Here is an 18,425-nt window from a genome sequence, read left to right as displayed (position 1 = left end):
AGCACGATCATGATTGAACTTGAAGACGCGGTAATGACGATTATTGTCAATGCGGGGCATGCCCGCAGCCTGTGCTTTGAAGCCCTTCAGGCAGCACGAAAGGGTGACGTTGATGAGGCAAAAGCCCGGCTAAAGGAGGCCGACGACTATTCCCGCACCGCGCATCAAATGCAAACCCGATTAATAGAGCAGGACGCAGGTGAAGCCCGCCAGCCAATGACCTTAATTATGGTCCATGCTCAGGATCATTTAATGACCTCAATGCTGGCTCGTGAACTGGCAGAAGAAATTTTTTATCTCTACCAGCGTTAATAAAAAAACATGACAGGAGATCGGCTGAAAAACAAAAAACCTCTGGAAATAACATAATATAAAAATCAACTTGCCCTGGTCATCAATAAACCCGCGCAGGATGGTTATTGTCTGATCATTAACACACGTCGTTATTCGGGTTGAACATCATCAACCCGAATAACGCTGTGCAAACGAGATAGCCATGAATATTATTCGAAAACTTCCATTACCTCTGGCGGTGATAGCCGCGCTGTGCCCTGCCGTCGCCGCTGCACAGGAGTTTACGCAGGAACAGATCGACGCCATCGTCGCCAAAGCCGTTGATAAAGCCCTGGCCGAACGTCAGGCGAAGATGGATGCAGCCGTAGCGAAAAAAACGGACGTGGTGACCGACCCGCAAAGCCCGGCCCAGTCACCGGATATGGCAATCCCCTTTGGCGTCACGTTCAGCGGCTATGCGCGCTACGGTGCGCACTATCAAAGCGGCGATCAGAAATATGTAGCCGTGGACGGTTCTTATAACGGTGCCTCCGGCATTGGCCGTCTGGGCAACGAAGGCAACGGTGGCGAATTCCAGCTCTCCAAGGCGTTTAAAAGCCAAAGTGGGGCTATCTGGGATGTCAATGTGATGATCGATCACTGGGGCGACGAGGTGAATCTGAAAAAGGCCTATGCCGGCGTGACGAATGTGCTGGCATCAAATCCTGATGCCTACCTCTGGGCCGGACGGGACTTTCATCAGCGCCCGCAGCAGAACATCAATGATTATTTCTGGATGAACCATGATGGCCAGGGCGCGGGCGTGAAGAACTTCGATGTGGGCGGGATAAAATTTGACGTGGCCGCCGTCGCTGCCGTGGAATCCTGTAGCCCTGAAGTGCTCAGCGATGAGTCTAATCCCTCGCGCATCACCTGTACGGGAGGTTCAGGTACCGGGGATAAAGGCAACTACGCTGCCACCTCTAAAATTCACGGCATCAAGCTGGGCGCACTCGATCTGGAGCTGTACGCTAATTACGGTTTCGACTCTAAAGCCGTAGAGAGTGAAGACCGCCTGAAAGCCTGGCAGGGTGCGTTTGTACTGAGCCACACTAACGACCATGGCGTGAATAAAGTGATTGCCCGCTATTCTGACAATTCGGATAACAGCGTTTACAGCAAAACCGAGGGCCTCAGCACTGTGTATACCAGCTTTGAGGGTAAGCATCTGTTTAGCCCGCAGGCACAGGTCGAGTATTTGTTGGGTTATCACGACTACGATAACAGTCGGCTGAAAAGCGATAACCGGAAGAACTACGCCGCGATTGTCCGCCCAATGTATTTCTGGAATGACGTCCATTCCACCTGGCTGGAAGCCGGTTATCAGCGCGTTAACTACGATGAAGGCGGCAGTAACCATGGCTGGAAGCTGACTCTGTCGCAAAATATCGCCATTGCCATGGGGCCGGAGTTTCGTCCTATGCTGCGCTTCTATGTCACCGGGGGCAAAGTGGACAATGCGCGCACCGCTCGCGTGAACGGCAGGGAGAACGAAATACTGGACGACTTTAATCTGGGCGCGATGTGGGAAGCCTGGTTTTAGGCATAACCCGAACAGTGATCTCATCCTGCGGATGACAGACGCGCATTCTGTCTCCAACAACGATAACCCATTGCCGATCGGAGGTTCCCGTATAGGGCCGATCGGCAATGGCCCTTTGCAAACGGCATGTTGTCATCCCCTGTCGTCTGGCGGTCTCAGGTAAGGGCGGGAGGTCAGGTCCACGGGCTGCGAGTTTAACCCCTGCCAGGCCAGCGCCCGGCACGCCCGATAAAACCTGACAATCGCGTTACGCTGCACGCTCGCCCTCAAAAACCCGTATGAACCTTGTCACAAAACACGCATTCCGTTCTTCCGTGTTTACCGGTGACCGTTTATCCCGCCATGTTGTTAAAGGCTTGTTACACATAGCCTCAGGTAATGGCTTAGGGTTATTGATGCACAGTACGCATTAGTCGATGAGTTTATTGCGCTTATTTACTTTATTTTCCTGATCCAGTCTTCAGCAACAGACGCGGCAAAAAGCGTCAATGATAAACTGGAGATACCGATGCATTCCTCGACTTCACCTATGACCACCCGCGCCCGAACCGGCGCCATATTACGTGTTACCTCAGGCAACTTTCTGGAGCAGTTCGACTTTTTCCTGTTCGGCTTTTATGCCACCTATATTGCTCACACCTTCTTTCCTGCGAGCAGTGAATTTGCCTCGCTGATGATGACCTTTGCCGTGTTCGGCGCGGGCTTCCTGATGCGCCCTATTGGTGCTGTGGTGCTGGGCGCATACATTGATAAGGTCGGCCGACGTAAAGGTCTGATTGTTACCCTGTCAATTATGGCGGCGGGCACCTTCCTGATCGTCCTGATTCCGTCTTACCAAAGCATTGGGCTTTGGGCACCGATGCTGGTGTTAACCGGCCGCCTGTTACAGGGTTTCTCTGCCGGAGCCGAACTGGGCGGCGTTTCCGTTTATCTGGCTGAGATCGCCACGCCGGGCCGTAAAGGCTTTTACACCAGCTGGCAGTCCGGTAGCCAGCAGGTTGCCATTATGGTTGCCGCCGCGATGGGTTTTGCCCTGAATGCCGTGCTGGAAGAGAGCGCGATTCGTGAGTGGGGCTGGCGCATTCCGTTCCTGTTTGGCTGCATGATTGTGCCTTTCATTTTCTTTCTGCGCCGCAAGCTCGAAGAAACCCAGGAATTTAACGCCCGTCGTCATCACCTGGCGATGCGCGACGTGTTTAAAACCCTTCTGGCCAACTGGCAGGTTGTGATTGCCGGCATGCTGATGGTTGCGATGACCACCACCGCGTTCTATCTGATCACCGTTTATGCGCCTACTTTCGGCAAGAAAGTGCTGATGCTCAGCGCCTCGGACAGCCTGCTGGTTACGCTGCTGGTCGCCATCTCTAACTTTTTGTGGCTGCCGGTTGGCGGGGCGCTGTCTGACCGTTTTGGACGTAAACCCGTCCTGGTCAGCATGACGCTGATCGCGCTGGCGACCGCGTACCCTGCCCTGACGATGCTGGCTGCTGCCCCCAGCTTCTCCATGATGCTCACTGTCCTGCTGTGGCTGTCATTTATTTATGGCCTGTACAACGGCGCGATGATTCCGGCACTTACCGAGATCATGCCAGCTGAGGTGCGAGTAGCAGGCTTTTCACTGGCTTACAGCCTCGCGACCGCCATCTTTGGCGGATTCACGCCGGTGATTTCAACAGCGTTAATTGAGTACACCGGCGATAAAGCCTCTCCGGGTTACTGGATGAGCTTCGCTGCCGTCTGCGCCTTACTGGCAACGCTGTACCTGTACCGTCGCAGCACGGTCAATCTGCAAACCGCCGTTAAACATTAAGTCAGGGCTTACATAATGAAAATAATTTACCGTTCACTCCTTGCCACGTTGGTTCTTTCGTCGGTCAGCACCGCAGTGCTGGCAAAAGATGTGACCGTGATGATTTCTGGCGGCTTCAAAGCCGCGCTGGAAAAACTGACGCCTCAGTTTGAAGCGAAAAGTGGCGATAAAATTATTCTGGTGTCCGGGCCTTCCATGGGCAAAACCCCGCAGGCGATCCCCAACCGACTGGCGCGCGGGGAAAAAGCCGACGTGGTGATTATGGTGGGCGATGCGCTCAGTCAGCTGGAAAAAGACCAGTGGATCAAACCAGGTTCACGCGTTGAGCTGGCCGACTCGCCGATCGGCATTGTGGTGAAGAAGGGAGATGCCAAACCCGATATCAAAACGGATGACACACTGCGTAAAACCCTGCTGAATGCTAAATCCATTGCCTATTCCGACAGCGCCAGCGGTCAATACGTTAGCAATCAGTTGTTTAAAAAGTTAGGCATTGAAGACAAGGTCAAAGGCAAAGCCCACGAGGTGGAGCGCATTCCGGTGGCGTCTGAAGTGGCAAAAGGCCACTATGCGCTGGGCTTCCAGCAGGTGAGTGAGCTCCTGCCGGTGCCGGGCGTGACCTTTGTAGGCGAACTGCCTGACGACGTGCAGTACATCACCCGATTTGCCGGCGCCGTGCCAGCCAAAGCTGAGCATCCAGAGGAAGGCAAAGCGCTACTTGATTTCCTGGCGTCAGCTCCGGCTCAGGAAATGGTCCATGCCACGGGCCTGCACTCGGTCAAAGCGCAGCAGCCTGCTAAGCAGAGTGATACCGTTCAGTAATTAGCTTTTCCAGTTCAGCGGCAATGTAGGACTGAATGCGTCCGCTGCGCCGGATCAGGCCAACGGTGCGTTTCACTACCGGATCGGTAAGCGGCAGATGAACCAGCACCGAATGGCCTGATGACGGCATCGACATCGCGGGAACGGCAGCAATGCCGATTCCCGCTTCGACCATCCCTAACATGGTTGTGACATGCCGGGTTTCGCAGATACTCGGACGCGCGGGAACGACATGGCCCAGCGCGGAATCAAGTAGGTTACGATTGCCTGAGGTTTTATCCAGCCCCACGTAATCCTGCTGATAAAACTCTTGCCACGTCAGACTTTTACGGCTGGCAAGAGGATGATCGTGCCGACAGGCAACCACGTAAACATCCTCAACCAGCGGTAAAAATTCGGTGTCAGGCGGCGGATTACCGGAGAAGCAAATGCCAAAATCTGCCTGACCGCTGGTGACGGCCTCTATGACGTTGCCTGCGCTACTGTCAATAATTTTGACACGCACTCTGGGATAGCGGGCCTGAAAGCGGCGGATCACATCCGGCATAAAGTAATAGGCAGCGGACGGCACTGTGGCCACCGTCACCAGGCCTGTTCTGTCCTGACTGACTTTACTGATATCCGCCATAACTTCTTCAAAGTTGATCAGAAGCTGCTCTGAACGTGCGGCAAACGTCTGACCATAAAGCGTCAGCGTGACCCGGCGAGTGGTTCTGTCAAACAGCCTGATTCCCAGTGCCGTTTCCAGCTTCTCGATCCTGCGGCTCAGCGCCGACTGAGACAGGCAGATGGATTCCGCTGCAATACGGAAATTGCCATATTCGACCAATGCGCGAAACGCATAGAGATCGTTAAGATCGAAATTAACGGGCATAGCGGCTGACGTTCCTTTCAACGATGGAGAAGCAAAGACAGAGGGAACTCATAGTGCCTTATCGAATGGCGGCAAACAAAGTGAAATGTTGACGGGACGGGTAACAGAAAACGGCAGGTCAAAAGGGGGATCGCCCGTGCAAACAGGCGATCCGGCATAACAAAAACTACGCGACACGCGGTGACGCTGAACGAGACACGTTTCTGACCGCTTCCTCGGCTCGCGCTGAATTACTCTGAATGCTGGCTATCACCTCTCCGGCCTGACGCATCAAATTAACGCCGCGAGCCGTGTTTTTCAGGTTATTTTCGATATCTTCCAGCACCTTTTTGGCCAGCTGATTATTGCTGGACACCACGCGCCCTATCTCTTCGGTCGCTTCATTAATTCGGGCCGCCAGGGTCCGGACTTCAGCTGCCACAATGGCGAAACTGCGTCCGGACGTGCCGGCCCTGGCCGCCTCTATTGCCGCATTCAGGGCGATGAAACGCGTCTGCTCGGCGATGTTGCGAATGGTATGTACCATATCAGCAATACGATCCGACTGTCCGTTTAAGCCAAAGACATCTGCGGATACGCTGTTCATCTCTTTCGCAATTTCGGCCATCGTTCTGACGCTGTCTTCAATCACATCCGCGCCCGTTACCGAGCTTTCGCGGGTTTGCTGCGCCATCTTCCACGCGTGTTGAGCCGCCTCATTTTCCTGCTGGTTCTGCAATACCTGCTCGGTGACGTCACTGGCGAATTTGACAATCTTGTACATCCGCCCCTCTGCATCAAAAACCGGATTATAGGTTGCGCGCAGCCAGATAGTTTCGCCATTACGATTGAGCCGCGGATACTGCCCAGAGAAAAATTCTCCCTGATTCAGACGCTGCCAAAACTGCTGATATTCCTGGCTGTTACGCAGCTCCTCAGAGCAGAACATCCGGTGATGCCTGCCCAGTACCTCGTCTGCCTTGTAGCCCGTTGCTTTGAGGAAGTTTTCATTTACCTCCAGCACTTCACCGGCTTTATTAAACGCGATGACCGCCATTGAACGGCTGATGGCCTGCACCAGCGCATCCTGCTGCTGTGCCTCACTGATACGCTCGGAGATATCTGCTGCCAGCTTAATCACCTTGATGACGCGGCCATGTTTGTCTTTTACTGACACATAGCTGGCTTCCAGCCAGACCGGATGGCTGTCTTTGCCCAGGCGCAGGTATTTACCACTAAAGCTCTTGCCGCTGGCAAGGCGCAGCCAGAACTGGCGGTACTCGGCTGAGTTCACCATTGATGGCGGGCAAAACATACTGTGGTGACGACCCACAATCTCTTTCGCGTCGTAACCCATCTTGCTCAGAAACAGGGCATTTGCGCGAAGAATGATGCCATCTGGGGTAAATTCGATGATCGGAACCGCATCGTCCAGTGCTCTGAGCGAATCGGCGGCGTGTTTATGCTGGTGTTTAGGAAAAACAGAAAATAGTTTTTTTAATATTGTCATTTTTATACTGCCATATTGAGTGGTCTGGATGAGTTATCGGCAGGATAAAGAACGGGCTTGAGACAATGGCGAATAAACAAGCAACAGATTGTGACAAGGTTAATAACTTCGATACAGGGCTGAATACCGGACGCAGCGCTGCCTGATGACCGCGTTAAAAGGGGAAAACTGTCATTGTGCTGAGAAACATGTGCACTTCAGGTCAATCGCGCTATCGGCGAAAGAAGACGTTCTCATCGTCCGCGATAAAAGCCCAAAAAAAAAGCTGCCATCAGGCAGCTCTTTCGCTTTGCTCAACATAACGCTGTTATTTATACAGCTCAGCAGTCATGTGAACACGATCGTTGGTATTGGCTTCGATGATTTTATACTGTGCGCCCTGCTGCTCAGCCTGGGCAGCAATTTTCGCTTCTGTGCCATCGAGCGTTGAACCGGTGGCGGTAACGGTTTGTGCAAAAGCGGAAGCTGACATCAGTGAGAGCGCAGCAACGGCGGCAAGTGAAAGTGTTTTCATGGTTTTCATAATCCTGTTCCTTATCTTGTAAGCGGGAAAGCGGTTCGCTTTCGATGGGGATAATGATAACCACTGTTATTAATACATAGTTAACAATAAGTGCCGTTATTGTGATCATGCTATCTATCGCACTGATAGCGCTTTGCTGCTTTTGGTTCTGCCGGATTGACTGAAGAACATGGGTAATGGTTGCCATAGCAGGTTTTAGAAAGCGGATGAGGGATGAGTTGCTTGTCATGGAGGCGTTGAGAAGGCGGTTAGCCGGGCACACTCAACGCAAAACAATTGATTGCGTGGTGCATTTAAAACGGGCGACACAACAAAAGCCGCCCGGGGGATCCGTCAGGCGGTGGTGTTGATATTGCGCCCTACCGCCGGGTTAGCAGGAAGCGCGGTGACGCCTTCAACCAGTGTCGTGATGGTATCTGCCTGTTGGTTCAGGGTTTTCTTTAACAGCGTCGCATTGGCTTCACCACGTGCCTGCCATTGCTCCAACCCTGCAGACAGCGTTGTGAGTTGCTGAATATCCATGCAGTTGCTCCTTATGTTGACTGAGCCCCGAATGGGGGTCACATAATACCGGCGACGGATTTCGCCAGTTGCGCATAAAGTATCGGCAATGATGAGATAAACTTGAGGATGGTCGATGTTTTTTTAAGCACGACCTCTGGATGCCGACAGAACAATGATTCGCGCTAACCCTCAGACGAAAATGATACATGTCGTCAACTCTCGTCTCGTTTCATACCACGCTCATGCCTTCCTGACCGCGCCCCGCGTCGAGTTAAGAACCCCTGTCGACCTTGCCTGTCTTCAACCCCGTCCCGGCAGCATCACCTCCACCAAAAGTCATCCTTATCCCAACGCGACCTGATGCGCAGAATTACTGCGATTCAACCAGTCAGAATCCTGCATAAATGAGAAGTATGTCTAATATTTCCAACAAAAAAACGTACAGTAACTTTACCAAAACATCAGTTTATGTAAACAATTTGAACGCCTGTTATCAGGCTTACCGATCCTAAACAGAGGAACTAACCATGAAACTGAAAAAAGTTAGCAAGAAATCCACGAAAAAACTGGGCGGCGCAACCTGCGGCTAACCCATGCATATAAAAATCGGGGCCGGTCGTTTGCACCGGCCCTGCTATCCGCGCTGAAGGAAAAAATGCCATGCAAAAAAATTATCAAACCTCACCCAAATTTGTTCATAACCTCTGGACCACTAACGAAGATGGTGAGCACTACCTTCGCTTCACGGGTGGGCTATACGAAGTAGAACAAGGGGATGCGCAAGATTTTTATAAAATACGTGGTTACTGCACCGGCCATAATACCATCGCTGACATTGCTAAAAAAACCAACGTTCCCGTTCAGCGCATTGAGGAGATGGTGACTTCTCTTAGCGATATTGGGATGCTCAGAAACGAAAAAAAACCGCACAATGAAGACATCCTTGAAAAAACAATTCAGGCATGTGAAATGTGGGCCGAGCAGGTTGAAGAAACGCATCTGTTCAATAAATTTCTTTATGGCGATACGCACCGTAACGTTCTGACAGGCTTCTTTATAGAAACCTGGCATTACATTAAGGCCTTTCCGGACATCATTAACGTCGCCATTAAGAGTACAGACAACCCTGAACTTCAGTCTGTACTGATGACTTATAAGCTACAGGAAACTGGCCACGAATCATTCATATTAGAAACTCTAATTAAATTGGGTATGAAGCAAGAAGAAGTTGAAAATGCCATTCCGCTCGTTTCAACACTGAATTTGATTAATATGATGAAGGCGCTGTTCATAACACATCCCTCGACGGTCTTTCTGATTGCAAAAGTGATCGAGTCTCACGATTTTGACGAGGCTGAGGTGAAAAATGCCATTCAGGACATTAATAGCCATTACGATCTTCAGCCTGGAACTCTTGAACCTTTCTTCAAACACTCTCAAATTGATTATGAATTAGGCCATTCACGTCTTCTGGACGATCATCTGCATCTTGTTACCCTGGCTAACATGGAAGAAACGTCCTTCATACTGAATGCCCTACACGATATCAAGCATGCCATCGATCTTCAGTGCCTTGAAATTGAGGAGTATTATTCGAAAGAAGGTAACTATATTCCTCGGCAGCGGGTCGACTACTTCGGGATTTGACTATGTTTCCTGTCCTGCTCTCGGCGCTTACGTCAGGTGTTTCAATGGCAGTGTTTTTTACTGCCATCGCCTGGTTTATTGAGAGTACATTCGGGTCGAGTTTGCTGGTTTCAACGGTCTTGTCATCGGGCTACATCATCACGTTCTTTGCACTGCCCTTCATTGGACATATAACGGATAAAACGACATGTAAGCGGATGCTGACGATTATGTATGTCCTGGGCGCCATCAACGCTCTGGCCTTTTTTTTAATCAATCCAGGCGAGCTCAGTGCCCTCCTTTCGTTTACGGTCATTTTGTTATCCACATCCGTATTTACGTTGATTCGCGCCTCTGATCAGGTCATTCGCGCCACCTATATGAAAAAGGTGTTGCCTGAGCAAAAGCTTTACCACGCGAACCGATTGTTGGAAATGGTCAGGCAGGGAATAACGTTTCTTTCAGGGGGCGTGGCGTTTTTTATCCTTCAGGACAAATCTATTCACAACGTGTGCTTGGTTATGCTTCTCTGCTTCACGCTGTCATTACTGATTAACGTTTTTATTCCGGTGGATAATGTCAGCGGCGCTGAACCTGAAAGCCATAAAACGTTAAAAGGTGGCATGTATGTTAAAGGTTATGATTTCTTTCTGGGGGAACAAAAACGCGTTGTAGAACTGCTTTCTTTGTTTCCATATATCTGTGTGGTGTTTCTAAATGCCTTATATCCTGCGCTGTTTACACAGATCGGTGCCCCAGTGAGCGCATACGCGATTCTGGTGGTTCCTTACGGGCTGGGCGCAATTGCGGGTAGCATGTTAAATTCTCAGCGCTATCTGCCGACCCTGAAATCTGTATATCTGCTTTTTGGCACGGTGTTTACCCTGGGTTTACTGCTTCCTTTACTCTTTAAAACCCTCAGCGCCGTATATGCGTGCCTTTTCCTTATCGCCTTCTGCCATTGCCACATCAGGGTAAGACGAAACACACTGATCATGACCCAGTCAGACAGCCAGGCGCTGGCTCGTATCCTCTCCTTTAACGAGATTGTATTTATCTGTCTCTCAACGGTATTAGGCCTGGGATTAAGCTTTATGGCCGATCGACTGGGATTCTGGCTGGCCTGGGAAAGTGTCATTGGTCTTAATATCGTGGTTCTGATGCTGATTACAGCGGTACGACGGGTTCCGACATCAACGATCGCCGTGAGTAATGCAACAGAAAATGGGCGCTAAAGGAAAACGGAGATCGGTGCCGAAGCCTGATCACATCAAGGCGTTAAGCGCCAATCGACTGCTCTGGCATGGCGCGCAACCATGGCTGACAAAAGCGTTGAATCAGTATCTGTTTTAACTGAGACGTTGCCCTGTATTCTTAAACAAACATCGGTTCAAAACTCACCGGAAAATTCAGCGAATTTGCGATAAAACAGGCTTCGTGGGCGTGATGATGCAGTGCTTCGGCTCGGGCTACATCATCTTTATTACGCAGCGCCACTCTGGGTTTTAGCGTAATGCGGGTAAAATGGCCACGATCCCCTTCGACCATGGTGCCTTCAGCTGAATCCTCATAAGCGTCAATAATAATGCCGGCATCGGCGCAAAGATGCAGATACCACAGCTTATGGCAGGCCGATACTGACGCCAACAAGAGCTCCTCTGGATTCCAGCGCGCGGCATCACCACGAAATGCCGGATCGGCACTAAGTGCGACCGTGGCTTTACCTTCACCGGACAGTTCGCCGTTTCGGTCATAGGCCGTATAAGACTGCGTCCCGGCGCCGCGATTACCCGTCCAGCGCACGTTGACCTGATAATGATGCTCCCGTGTTGCCATTCGAGGCTCCTGTGAAAAGTGGTTATCGCTATTTGCGTTTATGGGCAACGGCCAGCATCGTGCGGCCCAGTTGGCGTTCGGCCTGGGCATAGTCACGCTGCGCGACGACAACGAACAGCGCGTCCAGGATATTTAACTGCGCGATGCGCGCAGCCGCGTTTTCACCGGTCAGCGGCGAGCCCTGGGCGGTCGAGCAGATAACGGTATCGGCAAGGTTAGCCAGTGGTGAACCAATGGAATTAGTAATGGCAATGACCGGGACGCCTTGCAGCTGCGCGGCCTTCACCGCTTCGATAATGTCTTTAGTGCGGCCGGAATGTGAAATGGCGACAACCACATCCTGTTCGTTCAGTAAGGCAGCCGACATCAACATCATATGCGGATCGTCGTAGGCGGCCGACCGCGTGCCGATGCGCAAAAACTTATGCACCGCATCCCGCGCGATTTGCGCCGAGCCGCCGAAGCCGTAGAAGTCTCGCTGGCGGGCGTTTGCCAGCAGATCTGCGGCTTTTTCAAAGGCCGCCATATCCAGGATAGCCAGTGTTTCTTCAATAGCCTGAACAGAGGTGCGAAAGACCTTACTGACGATCTCACGCGTGGTATCGCTGGGAGAAAGCTCCTGATGCATTTCGGTGATGGGCAGGCGGTTATACAGGGCTGCTTTTATGCGTAACTCTTTGAAACCCTTGAAACCCAGCTTCTTTGCTGTCTTCACCACCATCGCCTCTGACATTTCGCAACGGCTGGCAATGGCTTTGATAGAGACATTCTCATCAAAATCGCTTGATAACACGGCGTGAACCAACCGGGCTTCAAGAGAAGTTAATGAGGCGATCATTAGTCGTAACCGGGGACCTATAGCACTGACATCATCAGCTCGATTACTCATGACATACCTTGTTGGATGATTATTTTTTAAATCTATCATGTCATGAGGTCCGATCGCCACGCCGCCCCATGGTCGGCATGGCGATGCATCAACAGGGTTTACAAAACTTACGCCTTTCGTGTGACAGCAGGCGCTTTATTGCGGAGCTTCCGCCGCTCAGAGAGCCACTCTTTAAGCACAACACCGCCCGATGCCACTATCAAAATCGCCCCCCACAACGCGAGCGTGATGAACTGGCTAAGATCGAGCAGAATCGAGGCGGTAGACACCAACTGCAGAATCAGCAGCGACAGAATCACGCCGCTGACCCGGCCAAATCCACCCAGCGGATCGACCCCGCCCAGCACCGCAGCCAGAATAGCGACCAGCAGGTAGCTTTCACCGTAGGCCGCATTCGCCGAATCGAAACGCGCCATCATGATAATGCCCGCGATACCGGCAAATAAGCCCGAGATCAGATAAACCCATACCAGGCTTTTGCGCGTGTTAATGCCGGAATAATGGGCCGCTCTTTCATTGGAGCCGATCATGGCAATCGATTTGCCCAATGGGGTTTTATTGACGAAAATGCTTAACGGAATAATCGCCAGTGCAAAAATGATGAGTGCAAAAGGGATGCCAAACACCGTACCGTTGCCGATAAACACAATCGGCGCCGGAAAGCCGGAAATCACATCGCCATGGCTGAATCCGATGGCAATGCCCTTCACCGCCGTCATCGTGCCCAGCGTCGCCAGCATCGGCGGCACGCGCAGGTAGGCCACCAGCACGCCATTCAGCAAACCCACCAGCGCTGACAACACCAGGCCCAGCAGCAGTGCCCCAATTTGTAGCAGATCCCCTGATGTCCCCTGCATTTCAGGCATGAAGGTGGTCAAGGTGTAGGCGACCGTTAACGCGCACAAGTTGGCGGTGGCGATGATCGAAAGATCGATACCGCCGGAAAGCATAGGAATCATCATGGCGAGTGCAAGAAATCCCAGTTCCGGCAGCTGGAAGCCCATCGATCGCAAACCTGCCGCCGCAAACAGTTTGTCGCCTTCAAGCAGCCCAAGACCGATCACCATAACTATCAGAATAAACAGCAGCCGGACGTTGGTGGTTCCCAGCCGTTTTTCCACCTGCTCCAACACGTTGCCAGTCTGCTTCATGATACTGCTCCTTCATCGACGAGCTTGTTCTGTTTGCGGGTTTCTCTGGCCATCATGATCATAGCGGCGATGATCACCAGACCGGTGCTGAACAACGACCAGTAAGATGAAACACCCAGCAGGATCAGGCCATTCTGCATCACTGCAATCAGCACCACGCCCAGGACGGTGCCCAGAACGGTTCCCTTACCGCCGGTCAGGCTGGCACCGCCGATGACCACCGCCGCTACCACGTCCAGTTCCCTGCCAACCAGTGCCGTCGGGGAAACCGACTGGGCAAGTTGTGCCTGAACCAGCGACGCCAGACCGGCCAGCGCCCCCATGTAGCCATAAACCAGCATATTCAGTTTGAACACGTTGAAGCCTACGCGTTGCGCGGCATCCGGGTTGCCACCGGTGGCATAGATTTGTCGGCCGGTGTTACTTCGGTTGAGCAGCAGCCACGTCAACACAAACGCCAGAACCAGAGCGATAATCTGGAAGTTCAGCGCATAGGTAGCCCCTTGCGCATCGGTATAGAACACCAGTTCAAACCCGGCGTTAAACCAGTCCGGCAGCATGAAAATGTCCTGGCCGCTGGTCACCGTCAGCAGAATGCCGAAGAAAACGTTTAGCGTTGCAATAGTGATAATCAGCGCGGAGGTCCGCAGCACGTTAACCAGCACGCCATTGATAAAACCCAGTACGATGCCCAGGCCGATAGCAACGGCAAAAATGCCCACCCAGCCCAGCCCCATATTGTTCGCTAAGGTCAGGGCGACATACTGGGTAATGGAGGCGGTGGCCGCAAAAGAGAGATCGATGCCGCCGGTAATAATCACCACCAGCAGGCCCGCAGCCATGATGCCAATGAAGGCTGTTGCGCCTGAAACGTCCAGGAGGTTTTGTAAGGTTGCGAACTCCGTGGTGAATACGGTCAGGAACACAATCATCAGGGTCATTACCGCCAGCAGGCGGCATTCGTGGGTGTGAATAAAACGCGGGAGGAAATCACGCATTTACTGCCTCCTTTAATTCTTCTTCGCTGCAGCGGCCAGGGAAGTATTCCCCATTAAGCCTGCCGCCGCGCATCACTAACACCCGATCGCTGTGATAATAAATCTCGGGAATCTCATCGGAAATCATAATGATGGCGATACCGCTGGCGGCCAGTTTCCGCACGATGGCGTAAATACCGTCTTTGGCATGAATATCGACGCCCACGGTAGGGCTGTCCAGGATCAGCAGTTTGGGTTGCGTCGCCAGCCATTTTGCCAGCACCACCCGCTGCTGGTTGCCGCCTGACAGGGTTTTGACTTTGTTGTCGGGATTACCGGCTTTGATAGACAGGGAGGCAATCGCGTCGTTGACCGTTTGCTCATACAGGTCGTCACGAATGAGTCCGGCTTTGTTCACCAGCTTCTCCACTACAGAAAGCGTAATGTTAGCGCTAATGGACTGCTCCAGTACCAGGCCCAGTCCCAGACGATCTTCTGACAGATAGGCAATGCCGTGTTCAATAGCATCGCGGTTAGATCGCATTTGTATGGCATGACCGTGGAGTTTTATTTCGCCCTGATGTGGGCGCGTCAGACCAAACAGGCTCAGCGCTAATTCGGTGCGTCCCGACCCCAACAGGCCGGTGAGACCGAGAATTTCGCCACGCCGGATATCAAACGAAATATCCCGATACTCACCTTTACGGGACAAGTTGCTGATTTCGAGCACCGTTTCGGTTTGCGGTCTGTCTTTGGCAACGGATTCATAATGGAACTCTTTACCCGTCATCAGCGTGGCCAGTTTACGGTCTGACATCTCGCGGGCATCAAAGGTGCCCAGCTTCACGCCATCGCGCATCACGGTCACGCGATCGGCAATTTCCAGCACTTCATCCAGACGATGGCTGACAAAAACAATCGTGATGCCGCGCTGTTTAAGCTGCAGGGTGAGCTTCAGTAAGGCGTCCACTTCATGGCGCGTCAGGGAGGAGGTGGGTTCATCCATAATCACCAGCCGGGCATTCGCCGCCATCGCCCGGCAAATTGCCACCAGCTGACGCTGAGCAATAGAGATATCAGCCACTTTGTCATTCAGGTCGAGCGAAACGCCAATGCGCGCAACCGCTTCGGCCGCTATCTCATAAATCTTTTTCCAGTTAACCCGTTTAAAGCGGCCGGTATGCTGACCGATGGCAATGTTCTCCGCCACGGTTAAATTAGGGAACAGAGACAGGTCCTGATAGATCACCTGCACGCCCAGACGGGTGCTTTCTACTGGCGTTAGCGGCGAAACCTCATTTCCGCTAATCGTAATACGGCCACCCGGCTCGGGCTGATGTACGCCAGACATCACTTTGATCAACGTCGACTTACCGCAGCCATTCTGTCCGCACAGACAATGTACCTCGCCCTCTTCAAGCGTGAGGCTGACATCTGAAAGTGCATGCACGCCGCCGAATATTTTCGATATGCCATCGAGTTGTAAAAATGCAGGCATAGCACTATCCCTTACCTAATCAGAATACGGGGAACTGGCCGGGTTCTGTTGAACCTGGCCAGCATCAGCATTGATGGTGAGAATTACAGACCGAGTTTGACGAGATCGTTAACGTTGGCTTTGGTGATCTGAAGGATGCGGTCCACCATGATCACCTTGTTTTCGTTATCCACAGTGGCTTCCCCCAAACCCGGAATGGTCATGCCGGTTTTGAATTCCGCATTATCCAGCGCGAGGCGGGCCACATCCGTCATGGCCAGTCCGGCTTCTTTCGGACTCCACAGGAAACCTTCACGAATCACACCAGACATAATGTATGCCCGCGCCTGGGAGGGAATAGTGGTCCCCACCAGGGCGATTTTTTTCTCCAGATGACGTTTTTTCAGCACGTTACCTGCACCGATCGGACCGTTCGAGCCCATCGACATAATGCCCGTCACGTTCGGATGTGCTTTCAGAATATCCTGCGTAACCCGTTCGGATTCATCGATAAAGTCCGCGCCAGGAAAGCGGTCGGCGGCCAGTTTCATATTCGGGTAGTGCTCTTTTTGGTAGGCGATAGCGGCATCGGCCCACTGATTGTGACCCGTGGTCGTCAATGTGCCGACCAGCACGACATATTCCCCTTTTTCACCCATCTCGCGCGCCAGGGCTTTCATCTGTGCTTCGCCGTAAGCTTTCGCGCTCATGAGCTCCACATCCCAGGTTTTGCCTTCCTGGTTTGGACCTTCCTGAGTGATCACCATGATGCCCGCATCACGCGCACGCTTCACGACCTGCGCGGTGACTTTGGTATCCAGCGGAACCAAACCAATCACATCAACTTTTTTGGCAATCAAATCTTCAATCAGCTTCACCTGCTGCGCAGGATCGGCTCGCGTGGGTCCCACCATTGAGGTTTTAAGATTGTTTTTTTCGCCGCCCTCTTTTAATCCCTGATTAAGGATATTGAACCAGGGCACACCGGCTTCTTTCACCACGGTCACCATGGTTTTGGTTTCGGAGGCCAGTGCGGACATGGGAAAGGCTAAACTTACTGAGACGGATAACAGCGTAGAGATGCTTAACAGTTTAATTATATTGCGGCGATTCATTTTGCTACCCCTGGTTATCATTAACATGATGAAATCTTCTCTTGTCAGAAATTGATATAAAGCGTCAGCTGCCATCAATGACGACAGCAAATAAATAATCAACCCTGAAAAGTGGGTATTCGTAGTAATAAAAAGAGAAAATAAACCGTTCTACCGGTTAAGGGTTTTTCCCATTTTCCAAAACAAACCGCATAATTGTCCTGGCACACCCAAGAATTTACTTAAATGAAAAATAAAGTAAATTACCTACCACCAATAAAGATTCCTTCTTTGATAAAGCTCACACATTTCATTAACAAAATCGCGGCAGCGATCAAACTGAATCGTGGATCTGGGCTTCTTCATGCTGGCTTTCCTGCGCGTTAAGGTAGCCGAGCGTGATGCTGAAGCAGGCCCGTTCCCCTCCGGCCAGTGACCGCACATTCCCGGCACGCTTTTCTGCCAGATAACCTTCAACGCCGCAGGTCGCCGGCATCGCGAAGGCGCACACCTTCTGCATGTTATTCGCCAGAATCCAGCGCGTCAGAAACGGGAAGCGTTCCGGGTTATAGTTCACCGTAAAGGCATCACCTTCCGGCCGCCTGAGCATGACATGGACCTGACCATCCTCGGCTTTACGCAGATTTTTGATGTAGAAAACCAGTTCGGGATCGGGCTGCAACTCAGCGTTAAGCACTTCTGTGCTGGCGGGATCGTGCCTGAGCTGCTCAAGCCTTGCCAGATAGGCATCATTCGCTTTCACGATGGCCGGTACTGACGAACGGATCACCGTGTCGGCCGCCGTAAAGGCCGCAGGCTGAATGATGCGAGCGCCTTCGACATAGGCAAAGTTAGCATGGCACATGTACATCAGATCCATGGGATTGCGCGACAGGTTCTCTACCTCCATGCACACCTCAAAGGTCGCGCTGTCCGGACGGATAACCACCCGCGGCTGGGCCAGATAATGGTCACCAAATCCCATCAGGTATTCACGCTCACTCACCAGCGCCAGCCACGGCCCCTGCGCATCCTCGCCCGTTTCAATACGTGCCCGCTGCATAGGTGCAACAGGCATTTCACCGTGCAGAGCGTGCGTGTCTTCCGCTGTGGGGTTACCGTTGCGCAGCAGCCCTGAGTGATACATAAAGCAGCCGTAGGTGCCGACAATATCGCTGGCAGGACGTGGCTCGGTAAAACGGCTTTGCATTGTCAGGTCAACGCCATCAAACATGGCCTGCCAGATCATCTGACCAAAATAAGGAAGCACCACCAGATGACCGCGGGCGTTTTTCAGCCGCACGGCTTCGATTCCTGATTCATAGGTAAATAACGTCGCGCTGCACCCCGCTGCCTTGACGATCTCTATGGGTTGGGTACGGAAAAATGCCTTCTGGAGCTGGAAGGTGGTCGGTAACAGTGTGTGTTGCATAACTGGCCTCAAAATTTACTGATTATTGTTTTTTAGTAAACAAAT

Annotated in this window: 17 protein-coding genes; 6 read left to right on the top strand and 11 right to left on the bottom strand. The window is 52.1% G+C overall.

What is annotated here, in order from left to right; all coding sequences use genetic code 11:
- Positions 1-9 precede the first annotated feature (9 nt).
- From QLG08_RS09385 to QLG08_RS09370, 4 genes are all read left to right on the top strand, one after another.
- The gene (locus QLG08_RS09385) at positions 10-312 is read left to right on the top strand and encodes a PTS lactose/cellobiose transporter subunit IIA (protein ID WP_041457428.1); all 303 of its coding nucleotides are present in this window, start codon (positions 10-12) and stop codon (positions 310-312) included.
- A gap of 184 nt (positions 313-496) precedes the next feature.
- A complete protein-coding gene (locus QLG08_RS09380) occupies positions 497-1,876 on the top strand; it encodes a carbohydrate porin (protein ID WP_013023968.1) in 1,380 nt (459 codons plus the stop codon).
- 508 nt (positions 1,877-2,384) lie between these two features.
- Positions 2,385-3,686 (top strand): MFS transporter, encoded by a 1,302-nt coding sequence (locus tag QLG08_RS09375; RefSeq protein WP_014594947.1) that lies wholly within the window; start codon positions 2,385-2,387, stop codon positions 3,684-3,686.
- 15 nt (positions 3,687-3,701) lie between these two features.
- Positions 3,702-4,508, top strand: coding sequence for a substrate-binding domain-containing protein (locus QLG08_RS09370; protein ID WP_210507939.1), 807 nt, complete (start codon positions 3,702-3,704; stop codon positions 4,506-4,508).
- Here the strand turns inward: QLG08_RS09370 and QLG08_RS09365 are convergent.
- The 4 genes from QLG08_RS09365 to QLG08_RS09350 all read right to left on the bottom strand — a co-directional run bounded on the left by QLG08_RS09365 (position 4,483) and on the right by QLG08_RS09350 (position 7,916).
- Positions 4,483-5,382 (bottom strand): LysR family transcriptional regulator, encoded by a 900-nt coding sequence (locus tag QLG08_RS09365; protein WP_014332944.1) that lies wholly within the window; start codon positions 5,380-5,382, stop codon positions 4,483-4,485. The two genes, QLG08_RS09370 and QLG08_RS09365, sit on opposite strands and share 26 nt — an antisense overlap.
- Before the next feature lie 166 nt (positions 5,383-5,548).
- Positions 5,549-6,871 (bottom strand): PAS domain-containing methyl-accepting chemotaxis protein, encoded by a 1,323-nt coding sequence (locus QLG08_RS09360; protein ID WP_014332945.1) that lies wholly within the window; start codon positions 6,869-6,871, stop codon positions 5,549-5,551.
- A 307-nt stretch (positions 6,872-7,178) separates the two neighbouring features.
- On the bottom strand, positions 7,179-7,394 hold the full coding sequence (locus tag QLG08_RS09355; protein WP_013023962.1) for a YdgH/BhsA/McbA-like domain containing protein: 216 nt from the start codon (positions 7,392-7,394) through the stop codon (positions 7,179-7,181).
- A gap of 333 nt (positions 7,395-7,727) precedes the next feature.
- The gene (locus tag QLG08_RS09350) at positions 7,728-7,916 is read right to left on the bottom strand and encodes a YjfB family protein (RefSeq protein ID WP_014332946.1); all 189 of its coding nucleotides are present in this window, start codon (positions 7,914-7,916) and stop codon (positions 7,728-7,730) included.
- A gap of 642 nt (positions 7,917-8,558) precedes the next feature.
- On the opposite strand from QLG08_RS09350, the gene QLG08_RS09345 reads away from it, so the two are divergent.
- Together QLG08_RS09345 and QLG08_RS09340 are read left to right on the top strand one after the other, a co-directional pair.
- The gene (locus tag QLG08_RS09345) at positions 8,559-9,545 is read left to right on the top strand and encodes an iron-containing redox enzyme family protein (RefSeq protein ID WP_014594945.1); all 987 of its coding nucleotides are present in this window, start codon (positions 8,559-8,561) and stop codon (positions 9,543-9,545) included.
- 44 nt (positions 9,546-9,589) lie between these two features.
- Complete coding sequence (locus QLG08_RS09340) at positions 9,590-10,759, top strand: hypothetical protein (protein ID WP_022623740.1); 1,170 nt, start codon at positions 9,590-9,592, stop codon at positions 10,757-10,759.
- A gap of 139 nt (positions 10,760-10,898) precedes the next feature.
- Here the strand turns inward: QLG08_RS09340 and QLG08_RS09335 are convergent, their stop codons facing one another.
- The 7 genes from QLG08_RS09335 to QLG08_RS09305 form a co-directional block, all read right to left on the bottom strand.
- Positions 10,899-11,360 (bottom strand): OsmC family protein, encoded by a 462-nt coding sequence (locus QLG08_RS09335; protein ID WP_014332948.1) that lies wholly within the window; start codon positions 11,358-11,360, stop codon positions 10,899-10,901.
- A gap of 28 nt (positions 11,361-11,388) precedes the next feature.
- Entirely contained in the window at positions 11,389-12,288 is a 900-nt protein-coding gene (locus QLG08_RS09330) for a MurR/RpiR family transcriptional regulator (RefSeq protein ID WP_014594942.1), read from the bottom strand.
- Between the two features lie 68 nt (positions 12,289-12,356).
- Complete coding sequence (locus QLG08_RS09325) at positions 12,357-13,400, bottom strand: ABC transporter permease (protein ID WP_238492861.1); 1,044 nt, start codon at positions 13,398-13,400, stop codon at positions 12,357-12,359.
- A complete protein-coding gene (locus QLG08_RS09320) occupies positions 13,397-14,398 on the bottom strand; it encodes an ABC transporter permease (protein WP_105092043.1) in 1,002 nt (333 codons plus the stop codon). The genes QLG08_RS09325 and QLG08_RS09320 overlap by 4 nt, the downstream gene beginning before the upstream one ends.
- Positions 14,391-15,875 carry a sugar ABC transporter ATP-binding protein gene (locus QLG08_RS09315; protein ID WP_238492860.1) on the bottom strand — a complete coding sequence of 495 codons (1,485 nt, stop codon included), beginning with the start codon at positions 15,873-15,875 and terminating at the stop codon, positions 14,391-14,393. The genes QLG08_RS09320 and QLG08_RS09315 overlap by 8 nt, the downstream gene beginning before the upstream one ends.
- A gap of 83 nt (positions 15,876-15,958) precedes the next feature.
- Positions 15,959-16,969 (bottom strand): autoinducer 2 ABC transporter substrate-binding protein, encoded by a 1,011-nt coding sequence (locus tag QLG08_RS09310; protein ID WP_014332953.1) that lies wholly within the window; start codon positions 16,967-16,969, stop codon positions 15,959-15,961.
- A 313-nt stretch (positions 16,970-17,282) separates the two neighbouring features.
- Complete coding sequence (locus QLG08_RS09305; protein ID WP_210510450.1) at positions 17,283-18,380, bottom strand: aldose 1-epimerase family protein; 1,098 nt, start codon at positions 18,378-18,380, stop codon at positions 17,283-17,285.
- Between the last annotated feature and the right edge of the window lie 45 nt (positions 18,381-18,425).

It is taken from the genome of Pantoea sp. V106_11, assembly GCF_029967885.1.
In the GTDB taxonomy this organism is placed as follows: Bacteria; Pseudomonadota; Gammaproteobacteria; order Enterobacterales; family Enterobacteriaceae; genus Pantoea; species Pantoea ananatis.
Note: the sequence above shows the minus strand (reverse complement) of the source record. Positions and strands in the feature narration are given on the sequence as shown.